Source organism: Pseudomonas sp. LBUM1653, assembly GCF_059716115.1.
Genome location: NZ_CP166803.1, coordinates 6,173,891 through 6,197,813, shown reverse-complemented (window position 1 = coordinate 6,197,813; position 23,923 = coordinate 6,173,891). Strand labels below are relative to the sequence as shown.

At 60.0% G+C, this 23,923-nt stretch carries 23 protein-coding genes and 1 pseudogene; 18 read left to right on the top strand and 6 right to left on the bottom strand.

Features of this window, described 5'->3' with window-relative positions:
- The first annotated feature begins 159 nt into the window (after positions 1 to 159).
- The 3 genes from cgtA (at position 160) to ACA054_RS27950 (ending at position 3,115) form a co-directional block, all read left to right on the top strand.
- Positions 160 to 1,383 (top strand): Obg family GTPase CgtA, encoded by a 1,224-nt coding sequence (gene cgtA / locus ACA054_RS27960; protein WP_497636640.1) that lies wholly within the window; start codon positions 160 to 162, stop codon positions 1,381 to 1,383.
- A 137-nt stretch (positions 1,384 to 1,520) separates the two neighbouring features.
- Positions 1,521 to 2,639, top strand: a complete 1,119-nt coding sequence (gene proB, locus ACA054_RS27955) for a glutamate 5-kinase (protein ID WP_033041014.1) — start codon at positions 1,521 to 1,523, stop codon at positions 2,637 to 2,639.
- Positions 2,640 to 2,650: 11 nt separating this feature from the next.
- Positions 2,651 to 3,115 carry a CreA family protein gene (locus ACA054_RS27950; RefSeq protein ID WP_046052761.1) on the top strand — a complete coding sequence of 155 codons (465 nt, stop codon included), beginning with the start codon at positions 2,651 to 2,653 and terminating at the stop codon, positions 3,113 to 3,115.
- A gap of 182 nt (positions 3,116 to 3,297) precedes the next feature.
- Here the strand turns inward: ACA054_RS27950 and rpsT are convergent, their stop codons facing one another.
- Complete coding sequence (gene rpsT, locus ACA054_RS27945; protein ID WP_020798646.1) at positions 3,298 to 3,576, bottom strand: 30S ribosomal protein S20; 279 nt, start codon at positions 3,574 to 3,576, stop codon at positions 3,298 to 3,300.
- 252 nt (positions 3,577 to 3,828) lie between these two features.
- Between rpsT and murJ the strand changes: the two genes are divergently transcribed.
- From murJ to ispH, 6 genes are all read left to right on the top strand, one after another.
- Positions 3,829 to 5,367 carry a murein biosynthesis integral membrane protein MurJ gene (gene murJ / locus ACA054_RS27940; protein WP_497687076.1) on the top strand — a complete coding sequence of 513 codons (1,539 nt, stop codon included), beginning with the start codon at positions 3,829 to 3,831 and terminating at the stop codon, positions 5,365 to 5,367.
- Positions 5,368 to 5,496: 129 nt separating this feature from the next.
- Positions 5,497 to 6,447 carry a bifunctional riboflavin kinase/FAD synthetase gene (ribF, locus tag ACA054_RS27935; protein WP_034148228.1) on the top strand — a complete coding sequence of 317 codons (951 nt, stop codon included), beginning with the start codon at positions 5,497 to 5,499 and terminating at the stop codon, positions 6,445 to 6,447.
- A complete protein-coding gene (gene ileS / locus ACA054_RS27930; RefSeq protein ID WP_497687075.1) occupies positions 6,448 to 9,279 on the top strand; it encodes an isoleucine--tRNA ligase in 2,832 nt (943 codons plus the stop codon).
- The gene (lspA, locus tag ACA054_RS27925) at positions 9,272 to 9,784 is read left to right on the top strand and encodes a signal peptidase II (protein ID WP_497687074.1); all 513 of its coding nucleotides are present in this window, start codon (positions 9,272 to 9,274) and stop codon (positions 9,782 to 9,784) included. Before ileS ends, lspA begins: the two co-directional genes overlap by 8 nt.
- Before the next feature lie 7 nt (positions 9,785 to 9,791).
- Positions 9,792 to 10,229 (top strand): FKBP-type peptidyl-prolyl cis-trans isomerase, encoded by a 438-nt coding sequence (fkpB, locus tag ACA054_RS27920; RefSeq protein WP_497690386.1) that lies wholly within the window; start codon positions 9,792 to 9,794, stop codon positions 10,227 to 10,229.
- Positions 10,230 to 10,382: 153 nt separating this feature from the next.
- On the top strand, positions 10,383 to 11,330 hold the full coding sequence (gene ispH / locus ACA054_RS27915) for a 4-hydroxy-3-methylbut-2-enyl diphosphate reductase (protein ID WP_497636636.1): 948 nt from the start codon (positions 10,383 to 10,385) through the stop codon (positions 11,328 to 11,330).
- On the opposite strand, the gene ACA054_RS27910 is transcribed toward ispH, so the two are convergent.
- Complete coding sequence (locus ACA054_RS27910; protein WP_497687073.1) at positions 11,307 to 11,855, bottom strand: GspH/FimT family pseudopilin; 549 nt, start codon at positions 11,853 to 11,855, stop codon at positions 11,307 to 11,309. The two genes, ispH and ACA054_RS27910, sit on opposite strands and share 24 nt — an antisense overlap.
- A 68-nt stretch (positions 11,856 to 11,923) precedes the next feature.
- Between ACA054_RS27910 and ACA054_RS27905 the strand changes: the two genes are divergently transcribed.
- The 7 genes and pseudogenes from ACA054_RS27905 to thiO all read left to right on the top strand — a co-directional run bounded on the left by ACA054_RS27905 (position 11,924) and on the right by thiO (position 17,594).
- Complete coding sequence (locus tag ACA054_RS27905; RefSeq protein ID WP_497687072.1) at positions 11,924 to 12,397, top strand: GspH/FimT family pseudopilin; 474 nt, start codon at positions 11,924 to 11,926, stop codon at positions 12,395 to 12,397.
- The gene (pilV, locus tag ACA054_RS27900) at positions 12,394 to 12,843 is read left to right on the top strand and encodes a type IV pilus modification protein PilV (RefSeq protein WP_497687071.1); all 450 of its coding nucleotides are present in this window, start codon (positions 12,394 to 12,396) and stop codon (positions 12,841 to 12,843) included. The genes ACA054_RS27905 and pilV overlap by 4 nt, the downstream gene beginning before the upstream one ends.
- Positions 12,840 to 13,553, top strand: a complete 714-nt coding sequence (locus ACA054_RS27895) for a prepilin-type N-terminal cleavage/methylation domain-containing protein (protein ID WP_497687070.1) — start codon at positions 12,840 to 12,842, stop codon at positions 13,551 to 13,553. The genes pilV and ACA054_RS27895 overlap by 4 nt, the downstream gene beginning before the upstream one ends.
- Positions 13,554 to 13,564: 11 nt before the next feature.
- Positions 13,565 to 14,035, top strand: a complete 471-nt coding sequence (locus tag ACA054_RS27890) for a pilus assembly PilX family protein (RefSeq protein WP_497687069.1) — start codon at positions 13,565 to 13,567, stop codon at positions 14,033 to 14,035.
- Positions 14,036 to 14,138: 103 nt separating this feature from the next.
- Positions 14,139 to 16,022: pseudogene (locus ACA054_RS27885) on the top strand (pilus assembly protein); the annotation flags it as partial.
- A gap of 14 nt (positions 16,023 to 16,036) precedes the next feature.
- Entirely contained in the window at positions 16,037 to 16,438 is a 402-nt protein-coding gene (locus ACA054_RS27880) for a type IV pilin protein (protein WP_497687068.1), read from the top strand.
- 55 nt (positions 16,439 to 16,493) lie between these two features.
- Positions 16,494 to 17,594, top strand: a complete 1,101-nt coding sequence (gene thiO / locus ACA054_RS27875) for a glycine oxidase ThiO (protein WP_497687067.1) — start codon at positions 16,494 to 16,496, stop codon at positions 17,592 to 17,594.
- A 102-nt stretch (positions 17,595 to 17,696) separates the two neighbouring features.
- Here thiO and ACA054_RS27870 read toward each other — a convergent pair whose 3' ends face one another.
- The 4 genes from ACA054_RS27870 to ACA054_RS27855 all read right to left on the bottom strand — a co-directional run bounded on the left by ACA054_RS27870 (position 17,697) and on the right by ACA054_RS27855 (position 22,002).
- Complete coding sequence (locus ACA054_RS27870; RefSeq protein WP_497687066.1) at positions 17,697 to 19,028, bottom strand: sigma-54-dependent transcriptional regulator; 1,332 nt, start codon at positions 19,026 to 19,028, stop codon at positions 17,697 to 17,699.
- Positions 19,029 to 19,030: 2 nt separating this feature from the next.
- Positions 19,031 to 20,620, bottom strand: coding sequence for a sensor histidine kinase (locus tag ACA054_RS27865; protein WP_497687065.1), 1,590 nt, complete (start codon positions 20,618 to 20,620; stop codon positions 19,031 to 19,033).
- Positions 20,610 to 20,843, bottom strand: coding sequence for a PP0621 family protein (locus ACA054_RS27860; RefSeq protein ID WP_497687064.1), 234 nt, complete (start codon positions 20,841 to 20,843; stop codon positions 20,610 to 20,612). Before ACA054_RS27860 ends, ACA054_RS27865 begins: the two co-directional genes overlap by 11 nt.
- A 136-nt stretch (positions 20,844 to 20,979) precedes the next feature.
- A complete protein-coding gene (locus ACA054_RS27855) occupies positions 20,980 to 22,002 on the bottom strand; it encodes an outer membrane protein assembly factor BamD (RefSeq protein ID WP_497687063.1) in 1,023 nt (340 codons plus the stop codon).
- 151 nt (positions 22,003 to 22,153) lie between these two features.
- Here ACA054_RS27855 and rluD point away from each other — a divergent pair, with 151 nt between their 5' ends.
- Positions 22,154 to 23,116, top strand: a complete 963-nt coding sequence (rluD, locus tag ACA054_RS27850) for a 23S rRNA pseudouridine(1911/1915/1917) synthase RluD (protein WP_497687062.1) — start codon at positions 22,154 to 22,156, stop codon at positions 23,114 to 23,116.
- Positions 23,113 to 23,838 carry a peptidoglycan editing factor PgeF gene (pgeF, locus tag ACA054_RS27845; RefSeq protein WP_497687061.1) on the top strand — a complete coding sequence of 242 codons (726 nt, stop codon included), beginning with the start codon at positions 23,113 to 23,115 and terminating at the stop codon, positions 23,836 to 23,838. The genes rluD and pgeF overlap by 4 nt, the downstream gene beginning before the upstream one ends.
- Positions 23,839 to 23,923: the final 85 nt, after the last annotated feature.

Sequence of the window (23,923 nt, the reverse complement as noted above, 5' to 3'; positions counted from 1 at the left end):
GGGGCTTTTTCGTTTGTGGGGTGAGTCTCTTGCAAAACTGTTTGTATGGGCTGTCGGCGTACGATGTAGGTCGTGGATTGGGGTCGCTGCGCTCATTTTTGCAAGAGTCTTATGTCTTGATTGTTTTTCGGCTCGTCCGTATGGCGAGAGGCGTTGGTTATGAAGTTTGTTGATGAAGTATCGATTCGCGTAAAAGCTGGCGACGGTGGCAACGGTGCCATGAGTTTCCGCCGGGAAAAATTCATTGAAAACGGTGGCCCTAACGGCGGTGATGGCGGTGACGGCGGTTCCATCTACATGATGGCTGACGAAAACCTCAACACCCTGGTCGACTACCGTTACACCCGGCACTTCGATGCCGAGCGTGGCTCCAACGGCGGCAGCACCGACTGTACCGGCAAGAAAGGTGAAGATCTGGTGCTGCGCGTTCCGGTCGGCACGACCGTGATCGACTCCGCTACCCAGGAAGTCATCGGCGACCTGACCAAGGCTGGTCAGAAGTTGATGGTTGTGCAGGGCGGCTGGCACGGTCTGGGCAACACCCGTTTCAAATCCAGTACCAACCGTGCGCCGCGTCAAACCACTCCGGGTAAGCCGGGTGAGCAGCGTGATCTCAAGCTGGAAATGAAAGTGCTGGCTGACGTGGGTCTGCTGGGCTTGCCGAACGCCGGTAAAAGTACCTTCATTCGTTCGGTCTCGGCTGCCAAGCCGAAAGTCGCTGATTACCCGTTCACCACCCTGGTGCCGAACCTGGGTGTGGTCAGTGTCGATCGCTGGAAAAGCTTCGTGGTCGCGGACATTCCGGGGTTGATCGAAGGTGCTTCCGATGGCGCCGGCCTGGGGATCCGTTTCCTCAAGCACTTGTCGCGTACCCGTCTGCTGCTGCACCTCGTCGACATGGCGCCGCTGGATGACACCAGTGCTCCAGACGCTGCCGAAGTCATCGTCAACGAGCTGACCAAGTTCAGCCCGTCCCTGGCTGAGCGTGATCGTTGGTTGATCCTCAACAAGTGCGACCAGATCCTTGAAGAAGAGCACGATGAGCGGGTCAAGGAAATCGTCGATCGCCTGGAATGGACGGGTCCGGTCTATGTGATCTCAGCCATCGCCAAGCAGAACACCGAGCGGCTGTGCCACGACATCATGCGTTACCTGGAAGATCGTGCCGATCGCCTGGCTAACGACCCGGCCTACAAGGAAGAGCTGGCTGATCTCGATCAGCGCATCGAAGACGAAGCCCGTGCCCAGCTGCAGGCGCTGGATGATCAGCGTGCCCTGCGTCGTAGCGGCGTGAAGTCGGTCCACGACATCGGCGACGATGATTGGGATGAAGAAGATGTGGATGACGAAGACGGTCCGGAAATCATTTACGTGCGTGACTGATTCGTTGCGATAAACTTAAGCGCCGCTCAATCGAGCGGCGTTTTAGTATCTGGAAATCGATTGTTGGTCACGAATAACCACGAATAACGTCACGGGCAGTGCCAGGTCGCGCTGCCCTCAAGCTAAGGTTGAAGATGATGCGGAGCAAGGTGACAGGTGCGCAGCGTTGGGTCGTGAAGATCGGCAGCGCTTTGCTGACGGCGGATGGCAAGGGCCTGGATCGCGCGGCAATGGGTGTCTGGGTTGAACAGATGGTGGCCTTGCATGAGGCGGGTGTCGAGCTGGTGCTGGTGTCCTCAGGGGCGGTGGCGGCCGGCATGAGCCGTCTGGGCTGGACCGCGCGACCCAGTGCGATGCACGAGCTCCAGGCCGCTGCTGCAATCGGCCAGATGGGCTTGGTGCAGGCCTGGGAGTCGAGCTTTGCCGAGCATGGCCGGCACACTGCGCAGATTCTCCTGACTCACGATGACCTGTCCGACCGCAAGCGCTACCTGAACGCCCGCAGCACCTTGCGCGCGCTGGTCGAGCTGAAGGTTATCCCGGTGATCAACGAGAACGACACCGTGGTCACCGACGAAATTCGTTTCGGCGACAACGATACCCTGGCGGCGCTGGTGGCCAACCTGGTCGAGGCCGACCTGCTGGTGATCCTGACGGATCGTGATGGCATGTTCGACGCCGATCCGCGCAACAACCCTGATGCCCAGCTGATCTACGAAGCGCGCGCCGATGATCCGGCGCTCGATGCGGTGGCGGGCGGTACTGGCGGTGCGCTGGGGCGTGGTGGCATGCAGACCAAGTTGCGCGCGGCACGCCTGGCGGCGCGGTCGGGTGCGCATACGATCATCGTCGGTGGTCGTCTGGAGCGTGTGCTGGATCGCCTCAAGGCGGGTGAGCGCATCGGCACCTTGCTTTCACCTGAGCGCGGCATGCTGGCGGCGCGCAAGCAGTGGCTGGCCGGGCATCTGCAAACCCGTGGCACCCTGGTGCTGGATGCGGGTGCGGTGACGGCGTTGTCCCAGGGCAACAAGAGCTTGCTGCCGGTTGGGGTCAAATTGGTCCAGGGTAGCTTCCGTCGCGGCGAAATGGTGGTGTGCGTGGCGCCTGACGGTCGTGAAATTGCCCGTGGGTTGGCCAACTACAGTGCGCTGGAAGCACAAAAAATCATCGGTCAGTCGTCTGAAGCGATTGTCGGTCTCTTGGGTTACATGGCGGAACCGGAACTGGTTCATCGCGATAACCTGATTCTGGTCTGAAGGAATACCTGATGCGCGTGGCAAAAGGATTGTTGGGGTTGTTGTTGGCGATGCCGCTGCTGGCGTCGGCCGAGGAAATCGGCCAGGTGTCGACGGTGTTCAAGTTTGTCGGCCCGAATGATCGCATCGTGGTCGAGGCCTTTGATGATCCCAAGGTCGAGGGTGTGACGTGCTACCTGTCGCGCGCCAAGACCGGTGGCGTGAAGGGTGGGCTTGGATTGGCCGAGGATCGCGCCGAGGCGTCCATCGCCTGTCGCCAGGTCGGGCCCATCAGCTTCAAGGGTGAGCTCAAGGACGGTGATGAGGTGTTCAAGGAGCGTACCTCCCTGGTGTTCAAGACCATGCAGGTGGTGCGGTTTCTCGACAAGAAGCGCAATACGCTGGTGTATCTGGTGTACAGCGATCGTGTGATTGAAGGCAGTCCGCAGAATGCGGTGACGGCGATCCCGATTTTGCCGTGGGCGAACGCTCAATAATCTGACGCAATCAGAACTGTGGGAGCGAGCTTGCTCGCGATAGCGGATTTTCAGCTAGCACAAATGCTGAATGTTAATCCGTCATCGCGAGCAAGCTCGCTCCCACAGTTTTTTTGTGTGCGTAGCAAATCGCAGGCAATAAAAAACCGACCCTGAGGTCGGTTTTTTAATGAGCGTGTCGCTTAGGCAGCAGCGGCAACGTTCAGGGCCTTTACGTGGCCATTCAAGCGGCTCTTATGACGAGCAGCCTTGTTCTTGTGGATGATGCCTTTATCGGCCATACGGTCGATAACTGGCACAGCCAGAACGTAAGCAGCTTGAGCTTTTTCAGCGTCTTTTGCGTCGATGGCCTTAACTACATTCTTGATGTAGGTACGAACCATGGAACGCAGGCTGGCGTTGTGGCTGCGACGCTTCTCAGCCTGTTTTGCACGTTTTTTGGCGGAAGGTGAGTTGGCCACCGTCGAGCTCCTCGAAAGACTTTTTAGGAAATAGCAAACAAAATAGGCCGCGAATCATGCCGATGAGTTGAGGTCTTGTCAAGGGCGGTTGAGACGTTCCGCTAAGTGGTAGGTGCTACACCTCTGGATATTTCTTTCCAGCGTGCGACCTGTAAACTCGCGAGCTTTGGCTCTGTGCTGTTGCGGCGCGGAGTATCGCATAAGTAGGCGCGTAGTTCGCCTGCTGTTTATCGACAGGCACAAACTCTTTCAATGAATCTGCTCAAATCGTTGGCCGCCGTCAGCTCTATCACGATGCTTTCCCGGGTTTTGGGGTTTGTTCGTGACACTCTTATTGCACGTGCATTCGGCGCGGGAATGGCGACCGACGCCTTCTTCATCGCCTTTAAACTGCCCAATCTGTTGCGGCGGATTTTTGCCGAAGGGGCGTTTTCCCAGGCATTCGTACCGATTCTTGCCGAATATAAAAGTCAGCAAGGCGATGAGGCGACGCGAACTTTCATTGCCTATGTTTCTGGCCTGCTGACGCTGGTGCTGGCACTCGTCACGGCGTTGGGCATGATTGCCGCCCCGTGGGTCATCTGGGTGACCGCCCCGGGTTTCATCGATACACCGGAGAAGTTCGAGCTGACCACGAGTTTGCTGCGGGTGACCTTTCCTTACATCTTGCTGATCTCCCTGTCCTCATTGGCCGGCGCAATCCTCAACACCTGGAACCGTTTTTCGGTGCCGGCCTTTGTGCCGACCCTGCTTAACGTCAGCATGATTATCTTTGCGCTGTTCCTGACGCCGTATTTCGATCCCCCGGTGATGGCGCTGGGCTGGGCGGTGCTGGTGGGCGGTCTGGCGCAGTTGCTGTACCAACTGCCACACCTGAAAAAGATCGGCATGCTGGTCCTGCCGCGCCTGAATCTGCGCGACAGCGGCGTCTGGCGGGTAATGAAGCAGATGTTGCCGGCGATTCTCGGGGTGTCGGTGAGTCAGATCTCGCTGATCATCAACACCATCTTTGCTTCCTTTCTGGTTGCCGGCTCGGTGTCATGGATGTACTACGCCGATCGCCTGATGGAGTTGCCGTCCGGTGTGCTGGGCGTGGCGTTGGGCACGATTTTGCTGCCGACCCTGGCCAAGACCTACGCCAGCCAGGATCGCCAGGAATATTCGCGAATCCTCGATTGGGGCCTGCGCCTGTGTTTCGTGCTGGTATTGCCTTGCGCCCTGGCGTTGGGGATTCTGGCCGAGCCGCTGACGGTTTCACTGTTCCAGTACGGTCAGTTCGATGCCCATGACGCGGCCATGACCCAGCGCGCACTGATTGCCTATTCGGTCGGATTGCTCGGGATTATCGTGATCAAAGTGCTGGCGCCGGGCTTTTATGCGCAACAAAACATCCGCACGCCGGTAAAAATCGCGATTTTCACCCTCGTGGTCACCCAGCTGTTCAACCTGTTGTTGATTGGCCCGCTGGCCCATGCTGGCCTTGCGCTTGCCATCAGTGCCGGTGCCTGCCTGAATGCCGGGCTGCTCTACTATCAACTGCGCAAACAGCAGATGTACCAGCCGCAACCTGGTTGGGCGAAGTTCGGCTTCAAGCTGGTGATCGCGGTGACGGTGATGTCCGCTGTATTGCTGGCCGGGATGCATTTCATGCCCGCCTGGGGCGAGGGGCAGATGCTTGAGCGTTTCCTGCGCCTGGGCGCTTTGGTGATCGCTGGTGTGGTGGCGTATTTCGGCATGTTAGTGTTGATGGGCTTCAGGTTGCGCGACTTCAATCGCAAGACGCTTGGCTGAGGCAAAGACCTCAATAAACACGGGCGAGCCGGCGTTTTTGTCGGCTCGATTACTTTGGGATACGGTGTTGCCTGTCGTCGGCCGCCGGGTGTGGTTATAATCGACCACTTTATGAGCAAGAAGCGCGTTATGCAGCTGGTTCGAGGCCTCCACAATCTGCGCCCCCAGCATCGGGGCTGTGTCGCCACTATTGGCAACTTTGACGGTGTACACCGTGGCCACCAGGCTATCCTGGCGCGGCTGCGCGAGCGTGCGCTGGAGTTAGGCGTGCCCAGCTGCGTGGTGATTTTCGAGCCGCAGCCACGGGAGTTCTTCGCCCCGGACACGGCACCGGCCCGCCTGGCCCGGCTGCGTGACAAACTGCAGCTGTTGGCCGCCGAAGGGGTCGACCGAGTCTTGTGCCTGGCCTTCAACCAGCGCCTGAGCAAGCTCAGCGCCAGTGAATTCGTCGATACCATCCTGGTGGACGGTCTCGGTGTGCAGCACCTTGAAGTCGGCGACGACTTCCGTTTCGGCTGTGACCGGGTAGGGGATTTCGATTTCCTGCAACAGGCCGGCGTCATGCAGGGCTTCACTGTCGAAGCGGCGCAGACCGTCGAGCTCGATGGCATTCGCGTCAGCAGCACCCAGGTACGTAATGCGCTGGCCGCCGCTGACTTTGCCCTCGCAGAGCGTCTGCTGGGTCGCCCGTACCGGATCGCCGGTCGCGTGTTGCACGGTCAGAAGCTGGCGCGGCAGTTGGGTACGCCCACCGCCAACATTCAACTCAAGCGTCGGCGCGTGCCGCTGACCGGGGTGTACCTGGTCAGCGTCGACCTGGACGGCAAGACCTGGCCAGGCGTCGCCAATATCGGCGTTCGACCCACGGTCCAGGGAGATGGCAAAGCCCACCTCGAAGTACATCTTTTAGATTTTGCCGGCGATTTGTATGACCGGCGTATGACGGTGGTTTTCCACCAAAAGCTGCGTGAAGAGCAGCGTTTCGCCTCTCTGGAGGCGCTTAAGACGGCGATCAATGCGGATGTCGCCGCCGCCCGTGCCCTGTCGCACCTAGCGCCAATCGCTAATGAAGAGCCTTAAATGACCGACTATAAAGCCACGCTAAACCTTCCGGACACCGCCTTCCCAATGAAGGCCGGCCTGCCTCAGCGCGAACCGCAGATTCTGCAGCGCTGGGACAGCATTGGCCTGTACGGAAAGTTGCGCGAGATTGGCAAGGATCGTCCGAAGTTCGTCCTGCACGACGGTCCTCCGTACGCCAACGGCACGATTCACATCGGTCACGCACTGAACAAGATTCTCAAGGACATGATCATCCGTTCGAAGACCCTTTCGGGCTTCGATGCGCCCTATGTTCCAGGCTGGGACTGCCACGGCCTGCCGATCGAGCACAAAGTCGAAGTGACCCACGGCAAGAACCTGGGCGCGGACAAGACCCGCGAACTGTGCCGTGCCTACGCCACTGAGCAGATCGAAGGGCAAAAATCCGAATTCATCCGTCTGGGCGTGTTGGGCGACTTCGCCAACCCGTACAAGACCATGGACTTCAAGAACGAGGCCGGTGAAATCCGTGCCTTGGCTGAAATCGTCAAGGGCGGTTTCGTGTTCAAGGGCCTCAAGCCCGTGAACTGGTGCTTCGATTGCGGTTCGGCCCTGGCCGAAGCGGAAGTCGAGTACGAGAACAAGAAGTCCTCGACCATCGACGTGGCGTTCCCGATTGCCGATGAAGCCAAGCTGGCTGCCGCTTTCGGTCTGCCATCGCTGGGCAAACCTGCTTCGATCGTGATCTGGACCACCACCCCGTGGACCATCCCGGCCAACCAGGCGCTGAACGTCCACCCGGAATTCAACTACGCGCTGGTTGATGTCGGCGACAAGCTGCTGGTACTGGCTGAGGAGCTGGTCGAGGCGTGCCTGGCTCGTTACAACCTGGAAGGTTCGGTCGTTGCGACCACCACCGGTAAAGAACTGGAGCTGATCAACTTCCGTCACCCGTTCTATGACCGCCTGTCGCCGGTGTACCTGGCTGACTACGTGGAACTGGGCGCTGGCACCGGCGTGGTTCACTCCGCCCCGGCCTACGGTGTGGACGACTTCGTGACCTGCAAGAAATACGGCATGGTCAACGACGACATCCTCAATCCAGTGCAGAGCAACGGCGTTTACGTGCCAGCGCTGGAGTTCTTCGGCGGCCAGTTCATCTGGAAGGCCAACCCGGCCATCGTCGACAAACTGACCGAAGTCGGTGCGCTGCTGCACACCACCGTCATCGAACACAGCTACATGCACTGCTGGCGCCACAAGACCCCGCTGATCTACCGCGCCACCGCGCAGTGGTTCATCGGCATGGACAAAGAGCCAGTCAGCGGCGACACCCTGCGTGTGCGCTCGCTCAAAGCCATCGAAGAGACCAAGTTCGTTCCGGCCTGGGGCCAGGCGCGTTTGCATTCGATGATCGCCAACCGTCCGGACTGGTGCATCTCGCGTCAGCGTAACTGGGGCGTGCCGATCCCGTTTTTCCTGAACAAGGAAAGCGGCGAGCTGCACCCACGTACCGTTGAACTGATGGAAGAAGTTGCCAAGCGCGTCGAAGTCGAAGGCATCGAGGCCTGGTTCAAGATGGACGCTGCCGAGTTGCTGGGCGATGAAGCGCCGCTGTACGACAAGATCAGCGACACTCTCGATGTCTGGTTCGATTCGGGTACCACTCACTGGCACGTGCTGCGCGGTTCGCACCCGATGGGCCACGAAACTGGCCCGCGTGCCGACCTGTACCTGGAAGGTTCGGACCAACACCGTGGCTGGTTCCACTCGTCGCTGCTGACCGGTTGCGCCATCGACAACCACGCGCCGTACCGCGAGTTGCTGACCCACGGCTTCACCGTCGACGAGTCCGGCCGCAAGATGTCCAAATCCCTGGGCAACGTGATCGCACCGCAGAAAGTCAACGACACCCTGGGCGCCGACATCATGCGTCTGTGGGTCGCTTCGACCGACTATTCCGGCGAAATCGCCGTGTCCGAGCAGATCCTGCAACGCAGTGCGGACGCTTACCGGCGGATCCGTAACACCGCGCGCTTCCTGCTTTCCAACCTGACCGGTTTCAACCCGGCCACCGACATCCTGCCGGCCGAAGAAATGCTCGCGCTGGACCGTTGGGCGGTGGATCGCACCTTGCTGCTGCAACGCGAGCTGCAAGAGAACTACGGCGAGTACCGTTTCTGGAACGTCTACTCGAAGATCCACAACTTCTGCGTGCAGGAGCTGGGTGGTTTCTACCTGGACATCATCAAGGACCGCCAGTACACCACGGGCGCCGACAGCAAGGCCCGTCGTTCGTGCCAGACCGCGCTGTTCCACATCTCCGAAGCGCTGGTGCGCTGGATCGCTCCGATCCTGGCGTTCACCGCCGACGAGCTGTGGCAATACCTGCCGGGCGAGCGCAACGAATCTGTGATGCTCAACACCTGGTACGAAGGCCTGAGCGAACTGCCGGAAGGCTTCGAGCTGGGTCGCGCCTACTGGGACCGCATCATGGAAGTGAAGGTCGCGGTTAACAAAGAGATGGAAATCCAGCGCGCGGCCAAGGCCGTCGGTGGCAACCTGCAAGCCGAAGTGACGCTGTTCGCCGAAGACGCGCTGACCGCTGATTTGGCCAAGCTGAGCAATGAACTGCGCTTCGTGCTGATCACTTCCACCGCCAGCGTTGCGCCTTTTGTTCAGGCGCCAGAAGACGCGGTTGTCACCGAAGTCAGCGGCCTGAAGCTGAAAATCGTCAAGTCGGCCTTCGCCAAGTGCGCCCGTTGCTGGCACTGCCGTGAAGACGTCGGCGTGAACCCGGAGCATCCGGAAATCTGCGGTCGTTGCGTCGACAACATCAGCGGCGCTGGCGAGGTTCGTCATTATGCCTAACGCTGCTGGCCGTTTCGGACGGCTGAGCTGGCTCTGGTTGAGCTTGCTGGTCCTGGTCATCGACCAGGCCAGCAAGTTTTACTTCGAAGGCAAGCTCGAGATGTATCAGCAAATCGTGGTGATCCCCGATTTGTTCAGCTGGACCCTGGCCTACAACACTGGCGCGGCGTTCAGTTTCCTGGCCGACAGCTCCGGCTGGCAGCGCTGGCTGTTTGCCCTGATCGCCGTGGTGGTCAGTGCTGTGCTGGTGGTGTGGCTCAAACGCCTGGGACGTAACGAAACCTGGCTGGCCATCGCTTTGGCGCTGGTGTTGGGTGGCGCGCTGGGCAATCTGTATGACCGCATAGCCTTGGGCCATGTGATCGATTTCATCCTGGTGCATTGGCAGAACATCTGGCATTTCCCGGCATTCAACTTTGCCGACAGTGCAATTACCGTCGGTGCTGTAATGCTGGCACTGGATATGTTTAAAAGTAAAAAGACCGGAGAAACCGTTCATGACTGAACAGGTATTGGCTGAGCAACGCATCGGCCAGAACACGGAAGTCACCTTGCATTTCGCATTGCGCCTAGAGAACGGCGACACAGTGGACAGCACCTTCGACAAGGCCCCGGCGACCTTCAAGGTCGGTGATGGCAACCTGCTTCCAGGTTTCGAAGTGGCGCTGTTCGGTTTCAAGGCGGGCGACAAGCGTACCCTGAGCATCGAGCCGGAAAACGCATTCGGCCAGCCCAACCCGCAAAACGTGCAGATCATCCCGCGCTCACAGTTCCAGGACATGGACCTGTCGCCAGGTTTGCTGGTGATCTTCAACGATGCGGCCAATACTGAATTGCCGGGTGTGGTCAAAGAGTTCGACGACGCGCAAGTGACCATCGACTTCAATCATCCGCTGGCTGGCAAGACGCTGACCTTTGACGTGGAAATCATTTCCGTCAAGGCGCTGTAACTGACCCAATGCGGTCCACTGTGGGAGCGAGCCTGCTCGCGAAAGCGTCATCACATTCAGCATAAATGTTGACTGATACACCGCTTTCGCGAGCAGGCTCGCTCCCACAGTTTGGTTTTTCATTGTTTTCGCGCGCAAGACACGAGGCACAGCATGCAAATCAAACTCGCCAATCCCCGTGGCTTCTGCGCCGGTGTTGACCGGGCAATCGAAATCGTCAACCGCGCCCTGGAGGTCTTCGGGCCGCCGATCTATGTGCGCCACGAAGTGGTCCACAACAAGTTCGTCGTCGAAGACCTGCGTAACCGCGGGGCGATTTTCGTCGAGGAACTGGATCAGGTGCCGGACGACGTGATCGTGATCTTCAGTGCCCACGGCGTGTCCCAGGCCGTACGTACCGAAGCCGCCGGCCGTGGCCTGAAAGTGTTCGACGCCACGTGCCCGCTGGTCACCAAGGTGCACATCGAAGTCGCCCGTTACAGCCGTGATGGTCGTGAATGCATCCTCATCGGCCACGCCGGTCACCCGGAAGTCGAAGGCACCATGGGCCAGTATGATGCCAGCAACGGTGGTGCAATCTATCTGGTCGAAGACGAAAAGGATGTCGCCGAACTGCAGGTGCACAACCCGGAGAAACTGGCGTTCGTCACCCAGACGACCTTGTCCATGGACGATACCAGTCGCGTCATAGACGCATTGCGTACGCGTTTCCCGGCCATCGGCGGCCCGCGCAAGGACGACATCTGCTACGCCACGCAAAACCGCCAGGACGCCGTCAAGCAGCTGGCCGACGAATGCGATGTGGTGCTGGTGGTCGGCAGTCCGAACAGCTCCAACTCCAATCGCCTGCGCGAACTGGCAGAGCGCATGGCTACCCCGGCCTACCTGATCGATGGTGCCGAGGACCTGGAAAAGAGCTGGTTCGACGGTGTCGAGCGGATCGGCATCACCGCCGGCGCTTCCGCTCCGGAAGTCCTGGTGCGTGGCGTGATTCAGCAGTTGCAGGCCTGGGGCGCTACCGGTGCCGATGAGTTGGCCGGTCGTGAAGAGAACATCACGTTCTCCATGCCCAAAGAACTACGCGTTCGCTCCTTGCTCTGAGTCTTCACCACCTACACATAGCGCCTGTTCAGTCTTTTTGCTGCGCAGGCTGACGAGGCCGGTACGGGCCAGTACCACTTGGTATTGGCTCAACGGTTCACGGGTTGAGCAAATGTGTAATGTCCCCGCTTGAAAAGCTCCGCTTGGTAGCAGTGGCTCACCCAGGCCGCTGAACCTGACAAAACTCATGACCGGTCGATTGCCCACAACAGGCACCCGAGCACTGCTCTGGCGTTCGAAAAGCAGCGGATTGCTGCTGTCCTCATGTCCCTTGCCATTGATATCCAGAATCATCCGCCAGCCTTGGGCCCAGTCATTGTTGATGCCGTGAATAACGATGGTCTGATTGCGTGTAATGGCCTCGGTTCTTGCTGTGCGTATGCCGCTAAAAAGCGACCTCGCCGCTTCCTCGCGATAATTCGCTTCCGTGACGGCAGCGAATGCCGGACTGACCAGGTGCAGAACAATCCCGACAATCGCGAGTCCCATAAGCAATTCGATCAGACTGAAACCTTGCTCACGCATGAGATTTTCCTCCCTGGAATGTTCTAGCGTGTTGAAGCAGGTATAGCCGACGGCAACGGAGGGCAACGATGGATCATCGTACAAAAGGTTTCACGCTGATCGAGTTGTTGGTCGCGCTGGCGATCTTTCTGGTCCTGATCACCCTGGCGGTCCCGGCGTTTACCCGTTCGACACAAGGCACCAAGGCCGACACCGAGATGGGGGATCTGCAGCGTGGCCTGAACTACGCCAGGCTGGAAGCCATCGACCGAGGTGTGACCATCCGGGTACGACCCACGGTGGGTGGGAGCGTTTGGACCGGGGAGTTGTCGGTCTATGACGGTACGGGCACCCCGGCCAATGTATTGCGGGTTGTTCCAGCGATGAGCAGCGGCGCGACTCTGACGCTAACCTCAGGTGTGACAGCCATCGATTTCAATAATCTGGGCGGGCTGTCGTCACCCTCCACGGCAGTGGTGATCAGCTATGTGCTCGGAACGCAAAGCAGGACGCTGAATGTGTGTTTGAACGGACGAATTCTATTGGGTGGAAGTTGCGGATGAGTTCATGGAGCAAGCGTGCCCAGGAGGGCATGACGCTGATTGAAGTCCTGGTGGCGTTGCTGATTCTGGGCGTGGGCCTGTTGGGTGCGGCGGCCTTTCAATTGAATGCCTTGAAGTACACCGACAGTGCGCGCATGACCAGCCAGGCCAGTTTTATCGCCTACGACATGATGGACCGCATTCGCGCCAATGCTGCCGCCGATTACACCGTTACACCGCCAACCTCGGGCAATCTGAACGTCGTACGGGATCAGGACCTCTACGATTTCACCAATAACATTGTCAATTTCGGAGGCGCCACGGCGACCGGCAGCATCTCCCTGAGTCACCGGGTATACACCATCACCATTACCTGGGATGACTCGCGGGCCGCCAACAGCGCCAACTCACGGCGCAGTTTCGTCCTCAGCAGCCGCGCCACCGTCGACCCGGTGGCGACGCCATGAGCCGCTTCAATCGGGGGTTCGGCCTCATCGAGTTGCTGATCGCCCTGGCGTTGAGCCTGGTCGTGGTGTTGGGTGTGGTGCAGGTTTTCATCGCCGCGAAAAACACTTACATCAGCCAGAATGCCGCCGCGGCCATGCAGGAGGACGCGCGTTTCGTGCTGAGCAAAATGATTCAGGAAATCCGCATGGTCGGCATGTTCGGCTGCCTGGGGACGATCACCGATGCCAGCACTGCGAGTGACTTCAATGCCAGCCAGATAACGCCGATCAGTTGGGACAACGCCAGTCTCAGGCTGATCCTGGTGACGGCGGACGTCGGCAATAATGGCGGGACGCCGGCCTGGACGGTGGTTTCCGATTGTCGAAACAGCGCGACGGCTTATTCCGACTTGCGCGCACCTGCTTCGGGGCAACTGGCATTTCCCATCCGGCGATTGATCTACAGCTTGAAGAACGGTCAGCTGACGCTGGGTGCCGGGAGAGGGACGCCGCCCCAGCAAGTGCTGGTGGATAACGTCAGTGCCTTCAACGTGAGCTTCGGCCTCGCCAGCTCGGCTTCCGATTCGGCGGCTTCCAGTTACAGCAGCAACCCGTCGGACCCGGCGCGCATCCGCAGCGTACGCCTGAGCCTGACCCTCACTGACCCGAACAATCGGGTGGGCAACCAAACCTTCAACGTGGTTGCCGCCCTGCGCAACCGCTTGCCATGAAGGGAGGGCCGATGAGTGTATCCCCTGGTTCCCAGCGCGGCATGGCGCTGCTGGTCAGCCTGGTGTTCCTGTTGCTGTTGACGCTGATCGGCATTTCATCAATGCAAAACGCCACCCTGCAGGAAAAAATGGCCGGTAGCCTGAGCTTGCGCAATCAGTCATTCCAGGGCGCCGAAGCGGTTTTGCGCGTCGGTGAAAGCGCGGTGCAGCTCGACAGTTATTCGTTGCCAGTGTGCAGCGGCACGACCCAGTGCGCACCGCCTGCCGAATCGGCGACCCTCAAGGCGGCCGGGTTCAATTCCACCTCGGGGGTGACCTGGATCGCGTCCGGCAACGGTTTCTACGGCGTGCAGAACATTGGCACCACCTTGACGGCGGTGAACGTGCCGAGCAACACCTCGGCAACGTTGTACCGGGTGACCTCCGTGGGCATTGCGGGCAGCTCGCGCAGTGTGGTGGAGAGCATTTATGCGAAGTATTGAAAGGCGCGCGCAGCTGTGGCGGTTGTTGAGTGGTGCCATTTGCGCCTTGTACCTGGCAGCGCCGGCCTATGCCTTCACGCCATCGGACTCGCCCTTGTTGTGCACCGCGGCGCTGTCCCCGGCGCTGTCCTCTACCCTGAGCGGCATGACTTCCAAGGCCGGCTCCGGCGGCAGTGGTGTCGCCAGCGACACCCGCTATTTCCAGACCAGTTACGACCCCAAGGACTGGCGTGGCACGATCAAGTCCTACGGCTTCACCGCCAGTGGCGCGGTCAATAGCGCATCGGTGCTGTGGTCCACCGATACCGCCATCGTGCCGGGCGCTACGGCACCGACCTATCAATCATGGAACAGCCAGACCAACAGCGTCGTGACATTGGCCTTCGCCAACTTGTCCGCGGCCCAGCAAGCCGTTCTCAACCAGGGCATGCCCAGCGGTATTACGGGCAGCGATCTGGTGGAGTGGAGCAAGGGCACCAACAAGACCGGCCTGAAAGTGCGCAGTGTGTTGCTGGGCGATATCGTCAACTCACCGCTAGTCCTCGCGGCACCTGCGGATAAAACCGCATCGGACTTGTCGGGGGACACCACCTACAGCACTTACCTGGCCACCAAGGCGGCGAACATGAATGCCAGTCTGGTGGTCAACGCCAACGACGGGTTCGTCAGCGTCATCAATACCGGCAACGGTGCCCGGCGCTACGCCTACATGCCTTCCAGCGTGGTGCCGTCTTTGCGTTACATCGCCGATACCACCTACATCAATGGCGTCAGCCACAAGTTTCTGGTGGATGGGCAGGTGGGCGTGTTCGATGCTCAGTTGAACAGTGCCTGGAAAACCCTCGCACTGGGCGGAACAGGGGCGGGCGGGCGAACTTTCTATGCGCTGCAGCTGTTCGACGCGTCGGCCGGGAATGTTACGAGGGCTTTGTGGGAAATCAGCGCGCCTGCCGCTGCCAGTGCGGCGAACGCTTTCAATGATCTGGGTTATGCCTACGCCCGTCCGGAGGTGGCACGCTTGGCGGATGGACGCTGGGCGGCGTTCATATCCAACGGCTATGGCAGCAATTCAGGGGTGGCGGCGTTGTACGTGGTGGACATTCGCGACGGCAGCCTGATCAAGAAAATCGTGATCGACAGCAGCGAAACCACTAACGGGTTGTCTTCGGTGAAACTCAAGGTGAACTCGCAGAATGTGGTGCAGGCTGCTTATGGCGGCGATCTCAAGGGACGGCTCTGGAAGTTTGATCTCAGTGGCGCCACCCCGGACACCTGGGGCCTGGCATTTGCCGGCAAGCCGTTGTTTACCGCCGCCGGCGGCGCAACCCAGCCAATCACCGCGCAGCCGTTGCTGGCGGACAATGCCCTGGGTGGCAAGGTGGTGTTTTTCGGCACAGGGAAATTCAACGAGACGGCGGACAAGACCAACAAGGACCTGCAGGCGTTCTACGCGGTGTGGGACGCGGACGGTGGCTCCGGGCAGATCACCACCTCCAGTCTGCAGGCTCAGGCGGTGACCGGGGTGTTTTCGGGAAGTTCGGGGCAGTTCATCACCACCAGCCAGAACGACGTGACCTACCCGGCAGAGAAGGGGTGGTACTTGCCACTGCTGTATAACAGCGCGCTGGCCGGTGAGCGGGTGATCAACCAGGCCAGTCTGGTGCTTGGACGGATCGTCTTTACCACGGCAAACGTGGATACCACGGACCCTTGCGCCAGCTTTGGTACCGGCAAACTGGTCGAACTCGATGCGTTCAGCGGTAAGATGCTCAATTACGCAGTGCTCGACACCAACGGCGACGGTGTGGTCGACAGCACCGACACGCTGTCCAGCGGCGTTGTCTTTACCGGCGGGATTCCGACCCTGAACGCCATCGTCAATGGCGCGACCCGCAAGATCGTGAACGATTCCAGTGGCGGTATCACCACGCTGGTGGAAAAATCCGGCGGCGGCAGCCGTCGCATCATGTGGCGACAAATACAGTAAGTGAGAGTTGAGGCATGCGCAGATCCAACCGCGGTTTTACCCTGATCGAAATCATGATCGTGATTGCGATCATCGGGATCGTCATCACAATTGGCTATCCGAGCCTCACCGAGTACGTGAAAAAGGGTCGTCGCACCGAAGTCGCCGGTCTGCTCTCCGAACAGGCGCAGATCCTCGAGCGCTACTATTCGAAGACTAACGTCTACACCAATGCCACCGGCCTGAGCGCCGGCAACGACTACTACAGCATCACGCCGACCCTGACCGACCAGACGTTCCTGCTGACGGCAACACGCAAGAGCGGTAGCGCCATGGCCACTGACAAGTGTGGTGATTTCACCCTCACCAACACCGGTGTCAGAAGCATGGTCAATGCTACGGCCGGCCTGACCACCAAGGATTGCTGGGGTCGCTGAGTTTTCTTTTCCGGCGCTCTTTGCGCCTCTGTCTATTTAACGGTTGGATCAGAACATGACCAGGCAACAGCAAGTGGTGATCGTCGGTGGAGGGGTAATCGGCCTGCTGACGGCATTCAATCTCGCGTCCCAAGTGAAGAGTATTGTGCTGCTGGATCGATCGAACGTCGGCCAGGAGTCGTCCTGGGCGGGCGGCGGCATCGTTTCTCCGCTCTATCCATGGCGCTACAGCCCTGCGGTGACCGCGCTGGCGCATTGGTCCCAGGATTTTTATCCACAGCTGGGCGAGCGCTTGTTTGCTGCTACCGGAATTGATCCCGAGGTGCACACCACAGGCCTGTACTGGCTGGACCTGGACGATGAAGCCGAGGCGCTGGCCTGGGCCGCGCGCGAGGGCCGTCCGCTGCGGGCTGTGGATATCTCGGCGGCCCACGATGCGGTGCCGGTGCTCGGTGGTAGCTTTTCTCGAGCGATCTACATGGCCGACGTGGCCAACGTGCGCAATCCACGGCTGGTGAAGTCGCTCAAGGCGGCATTGCAGGCGCTGCCGAACGTGACAATTCATGAGCAGTGCGAAGTCAGCGGGTTTATTCATCAGGATGAAAAAATAGTCGGTGTGCAGACCTCCACAGGCGCGATCCATGGCGATCAAGTGGTCCTGACCGCTGGCGCCTGGAGCGGCGATTTGCTCAAGAGCCTGGGTCTTGAGTTGCCGGTCGAACCGGTGAAAGGGCAGATGATCCTCTACAAGTGCGCGGCGGACTTCCTGCCGAGCATGGTGCTGGCCAAAGGGCGTTATGCGATTCCCCGGCGCGATGGACACATCCTGATTGGCAGTACCCTGGAGCATGAAGGGTACGACAAGACGCCTACCGAATCGGCACTGGAAAGCCTCAAGGCCTCGGCCGTGGAGTTGATTCCGGCGCTGGCCGACGCCGAGGTGGTGGGGCATTGGGCCGGGTTGCGGCCAGGCTCGCCGGAGGGCATTCCCTACATTGGCCGGGTGCCGGGGTTTGACGGTCTCTGGCTCAATTGCGGGCACTACCGCAACGGGTTGGTACTGGCGCCAGCGTCCTGCCAATTGTTTTCCGATGTGATGTTGGGAAGGGCGCCGATCATTGATCCGGCACCGTATGCGCCGGCTGGGCGGATCTAACCTGGAAAGATCTGGCGTCTGTCAGATGGCCTTCGCGAGCAGGCTCGCTCCCACAGTGGAATGCGATCAACTGTGGGAGCGAGCCTGCTCGCGAAGAGGCCCTCAATCCAACCCTAATTTTTTCAGCCTGTAGCGCATCGACCTGAACGACAGATTCAACCGCTGAGCCGCCGCCGTGCGGTTCCAGCGGGTCTCTTCCAGCGCCTGGAGAAGCAGTTGGCGTTCAACGTTTTCCAGGTACGCTTCCAGGTTATCGATCTGCGTGAGGTCCGGCACGCCCGCTTCGGCGGCACAGTTACCTTCGGCCAGGCGCAGGTCGCTGGCCTCGATCTGCTGGTTTTCGCATAAGGTGTGAGCCCGTTCGAGCATGTTCTCCAGCTCCCGCACATTGCCCGGGAAACGGTAGCTTTTCAGGGCGTCGAGGGCATTGGGGTGGAGTTTTGCCGCGGGCTGCCCAGTGTCTGCAGCCAGGCGCTGGAGCACGTGGCTGGCCAGCGGCTCGATGTCGTCACGGCGTTCGCGCAAAGGTGGAACGCATAGCTCGATCACGTTCAGGCGGTAGTACAAGTCCTGGCGAAAACGTTCAGCAGCGACTTCGGCGCCAAGGTCTTTGTGAGTAGCGCACAGTATGCGCACATCGACCACCATCTCCTGTTGCCCACCGACGCTGCGTACAGCTTTCTCCTGGATGGCCCGCAGCAGTTTGACTTGCATCGGCAGAGGCAGGTCTGCCACTTCGTCAAGAAACAGGGTGCCGCCGTGGGCCGCCTGGAACAATCCGGGTTTGTCCTCGATGGCGCCGCTGAAGCTGCCTTTGCGATGGCCGAAAAACTCGCTCTCCATCAGCTCCGTCGGAATCGCGCCGCAATTGACCGGGACAAAGGGTTGGTTGGCCCGTGGTCCTCGCTCATGAATCAGGCGGGCGACCAGTTCCTTGCCACTGCCGGACTCGCCACTGATGTACACCGGTGCCTGGCTGCGGGCCAATTTGTCGATCTGCTTGCGCAGATTGCGCATGGGTAGCGAGTCGCCCAGCAAGCGGCGATCGATGGCGGTGCCAGGGGCGGGCAGCAACAAGGCACTGGTCACCAGTTCCCGCAGGCGGGTCAGGTCTACCGGCTTGGTCAGAAAATCGAACGCACCGGCCTTCAGCGCATTGATCGCCGTGTCGAGGTTGCCGTAGGCCGTAATCATGGCCACCGGGACTTGGGGGTAGCGTTGCTGGATGTGTTGCACCAGCTCGAGGCCGCTGCCGTCCGGCAAGCGCATGTCGGTCAGGCACAGGTCGAACGTCTCGCGCTGGAGCAGGGACAGGGCCTCGCCAGCGTTGCGGGCGCTGTAGGTATCGAGTTTCATCCGTCCCAGGGTGATTTCCAGGAGTTCGCGGATGTCCGGTTCGTCGTCGACGATCAGGACTTTTTGCCGTGGGCTCATGTTCAACCTTGTTTGCGTCCGTGAGCAAAGGTGATGCGAAAGCAGCCGCCGCCTTGGCGTGATTTGAAGTCCAGGCGGGCCTGGTTGCTTTCGCACAGCTCACGGGACAGGTAAAGCCCCAGGCCAGTGCCCTGGTGGCTGGTGGTGAAGAAAGGCTCGAATAATTGCGCTTGATGCTCCGGGGCTACGCCGGGGCCGTCGTCGAGGATTTCGAGGATCGGCAGCTGGCTGTCGGGATCGGTGAACAACTCAAGCCAGACCTGTGCCTGGTCGTGGTTCAGGGCGCTGTGGCGCCATGCATTGCGTACCAGATTGTCGAGAATCTGCTCCAGCTGGTTCGGGTCCATCAAAGTCTTGAAGTCACCGGGAACAATGCGTAGATGGATCTTCTGGCGCTCGGTCGCCTGCTCGCGAGTTGCCGTCACGAACTGTTCCAGCCACGGCTTCAAGTCGAGTCGTTGGGCCACGGTTTGCTGGCGGCGGGACAGTTGCAGGACGTTTTCGATAACCCGATTCATGCGTTGAGAGTGGTCTTGAATAATCTGCGTCAGACGTCGGTCCGCGGCATTCAGTTCCTCCGATTCTCGCAATAGCTGCGCGGCGTGACTGATGGCACCCAACGGATTGCGGATTTCATGGGCGATACCGGCGGTCAAGCGGCCCAGGGCGGCGAGTTTCAGTTGTTGAGCCTGTTGGGTGATCTGGGCGAGGTCTTCGAGAAAGACCAGGGTCTGGTGATGCGGGCTGGGGTCCAGGGCAATGAAGCTCGGCTGTAGCTCAAGGCCACTGCTGGCGATTTTCAGGCTGTGCGGGCGCAGCGTCGGGTTGTTGATCCACAGTTGCAGACGCTCGACCAGGGAAGGGGCATGTTCGTCGATCCGTCGGCCTTCGAGGCGCTCGCAGCCAAGCAGGGTCAAGGCGCTATGATTGGCCAGTTGCACGCGCCATTGGTCGTCAAGCACCAGGATGCCAGTGCGCATGCGTTGCAGGATCAGGGCATTGAGAGCTTCCAGGCCGACGACTTCGCTGGCCTTCTGTTCCGCCAGGGTTTCGCTGACTTCCAGTCGTCGGATCAGGCCTTGGACCAGCAGCGCGGCGGCAAAACACAGGACGCCGAGGGTGCCGACCTGCAAATAATCGTTGGGGCTGGCGCGATGGCTGACATTCAGCAGGAAACTTGAACCCAGGATTCCAAGTGCGCTGATGGCGGCAATCAGCAGGCCGATACGTCTTCGCAACAAGGTATTGCTGATAGCCACCGAGACGATCAGCAAGTTGCCAATGGCGCTGGCTACACCGCCGCCGGCGTAGAACAACGCGCAAAGCAGCAGGACGTCGACCAGCGCCAGGCTGAACAGTTGCGCCGGGCGGCGGGTGTTCTCGAAGAAGACCACCAGCAGGATATTCAGCACCAGATACAACCAGCTGCCGCTGCGCAGCAGGTCGTCATTGGCGAACGTCAGCAACCGGTTGTCCAGGTTGCTGGAAATCAGCAGCACCAGGGTGATGCCGATGCTTAAACGGTAGAGATGATAGAGACGCAGCAGTCGCTGGGCCTGTTTTTCGCCGGGACTGGACGTCTCAGCGATCACTTGGACCGGGGCCTTGCTCAAGGTGAGCCTGGCTGCAATACCACTGTTGTTGAAGACTTAGTGCGCGGTCGCGGGGCAGGTGCACGCCGCAATGGGCGCAGCGGACCATGGGAGCTGCTTCCAGCTCGGCGGAGGACTTGGGTGCAGAAGCCTGGCCCTTGTACTTGCGCCAGAGCCAAACAGCGGCGGCAATCACTGCGATCCAGAATAATAAACGAAGCATGGTGAGCTGCTTTATGACGGATGAATCGCCAGTTTAGCCAAGGACATGGCAGGCGCACAGCGTATTCGCATTGCATAAAAACGGCGCAATAAAAAAGGGAGACTCAAGAGTCTCCCTTTATGCACCGCCGGTCGTATCAGTCGAATACGCCGAAGGTCATGTAGCTGAACCACGAGCGGTCTTCATTGTTGCCTTCCGCTTCGTGTTCCTCTTCCTCGATCACATCGCCATTGCTGTCTTTAGGCTTGAGCTCGCTCGGAATCGCGTCCTTGGCATCCTGGAACTGCTTCTGCACGTCCTGGTTGGCGCGGGTTTCTCCCGGCGGCAGCGGAGCACTGGATTCGATCAGGCCCAGAGTCGCCTTGCTCAGCCACGAACGGTTGTCGGCTTCGTCCATCGACGGCACGAACTGACCGTCCACCAGGCTTGGGTGATTCGGGTAGTTGAGCTTCAGGGTTTCGAGGCTGGTGGCAGCCAGTTCGTCCAGGTGCAGGCGCTGGTAGGCCTCGGTCATCACCGCCAGGCCGTCGCCGACCGAAGGGGTTTCCTGGAAGTTTTCCACCACGTAGCGACCGCGGTTCGCGGCGGCGACATAGGCCTGGCGGGTCAGGTAGTAGTCGGCCACGTGGATTTCGTAGGCTGCCAGCAGGTTGCGCAGGTAGATCATGCGCTGCTTGGCATCCGGCGAGTACCGGCTGTTGGGGAAGCGGCTGGTCAGCTGGGCGAACTCGTTGTAGGAGTCGCGAGCGGCGCCCGGGTCACGCTTGGTCATGTCCAGCGGCAGGAAGCGCGACAGCAGGCCAACGTCCTGGTCAAACGAAGTCAGGCCCTTGAGGTAGTAGGCGTAATCGACGTTCGGATGTTGTGGGTGCAGGCGAATGAAGCGCTCGGCGGCCGCCTTGGCGGCTTCCGGTTCGGCGTTCTTGTAGTTGGCGTAGATCAGCTCCAGTTGAGCCTGATCGGCATAACGACCGAACGGATAGCGCGATTCCAGAGCCTTCAGCTTGGCAGTGGCGCTGGTGTAGCTATTATTGTCCAGATCGGCTTGAGCCTGTTGGTACAACTCGACTTCGCTCAGGTTTTCGTCTACGACTTCCTTCGAAGAGCAAGCAGCGGTCAATGCGAGGATGGCGATCAGCAGCAGGTGTTTCACTTGCATGGCGGCTTGCGTCCCTATGACGGCCGCTGTCTTGGGCGAGGCCGTCCTGTTATGATGAGCGCCCCGTTGAATAGCCTCGGGGCAAAAGACGCCGTATTTAACCACAAGCGCGCAGCCGAAACCAAAGGCTGTGCCGACGCCCAGTCCGAGCATGTCCGATAAAATTGAACTTCGCGCAGAGGTGCCGTCCGAATTGGGCGGCCAACGCCTCGATCAAGTCGCCGCACAATTATTCGCTGAGCACTCGCGCTCGCGCCTTTCCGCCTGGATCAAAGACGGCCGCCTGACTGTGGATGGGGCGGTTATCCGCCCGCGAGACATCGTTCATGGTGGTGCCATTCTTGAACTCACTGCCGAGCAGGAAGCTCAGGGCGAATGGATCGCTCAAGACATCGAGCTGGACATCGTCTATGAAGATGACGACATCCTGGTGATCAACAAGCCTGCGGGCCTGGTGGTGCATCCGGCCGCCGGCCACGCTGATGGCACCTTGCTCAACGCCTTGCTGCATCACGTGCCGGACATCATCAATGTGCCCCGCGCCGGGATCGTGCATCGCCTGGACAAGGACACCACCGGTCTGATGGTGGTGGCCAAGACCATTCAGGCGCAGACGCAGCTGGTGACACAGTTGCAGAGCCGCAGCGTCAGCCGGATCTACGAGTGCATCGTGATCGGCGTGGTGACGGCTGGTGGCAAGATCAACGCGCCAATCGGTCGTCATGGCCAGCAACGCCAGCGCATGGCCGTGATGGAAGGTGGCAAGCAGGCCGTCAGCCATTACCGCGTGCTCGAGCGTTTCCGTTCCCACACCCACGTGCGGGTGAAACTGGAAACCGGTCGTACGCACCAGATTCGCGTGCACATGGCACACATCAACTTCCCGTTGGTCGGAGACCCTGCCTATGGCGGTCGTTTCCGGATTCCGCCGGCAGCCAACCCGACCATGGTCGAGTCGCTGAAGAACTTCCCGCGTCAGGCGCTGCATGCGCGGTTCCTGGAGCTGGATCACCCGACCACCGGTATCCGCATGAGCTGGGAGTCGCCGCTACCGGAAGACTTCGTCTGGTTGCTGACCCTGCTCAAGCAAGACCGCGAGGCGTTTGTCGGATGAGTGACTGGCTGATTCCTGACTGGCCCGCGCCGGCCGGGGTCAAAGCCTGTGTGACCACCCGTGCGGGCGGCGTCAGTCTGGCGCCGTTCGACAGCCTCAATCTTGGCGATCACGTCGACGACAGCCCCGAAGCTGTCGCCGAAAACCGCCGTCGCCTTACCGAACACTTCTCCATTCAACCGGCCTGGCTGCAGCAGGTCCACGGCATTGTCGTGGCGGATGCGGACCCGAGTCGGGTGGTGACTGCCGACGCCAGTTGGACGGCAACTCCCGGTATCGCCTGTGCGGCGATGACTGCCGATTGCCTGCCAGTACTGTTTTGCGACCGTGCCGGTACTCGCGTTGCAGCGGCACATGCCGGTTGGCGCGGGTTGGCGGCGGGCGTGCTGGAAGCCACCCTCGACAGTCTGGCCGTGCCACCTGACGAGGTGTTGGTTTGGCTTGGCCCGGCCATTGGCCCGCAAGCGTTTGAAGTCGGCCCGGAAGTGCGCGAAACCTTCGTTCAGCAGTTGCCCGAAACGTCTAACGCCTTTGCACCGAGTCAAAACGCCGGCAAGTTCATGGCCGACATCTACACGCTGGCGCGCTTGCGTCTGGCAGCGCGTGGTGTCACGGCTGTCTACGGTGGCGGATTCTGCACCGTCACCGATCCACGCTTCTTTTCTTACCGCCGTGCGTCCCGCACCGGCCGATTTGCCTCCCTTATCTGGCTCGACCGCTAGACTTGCCTGACCTGCATCAACGTCTCGACGCTTGAAACTCCCAGAATCGACCACATCTATTGTGCTATCTGGCAGGTTTCTTCAT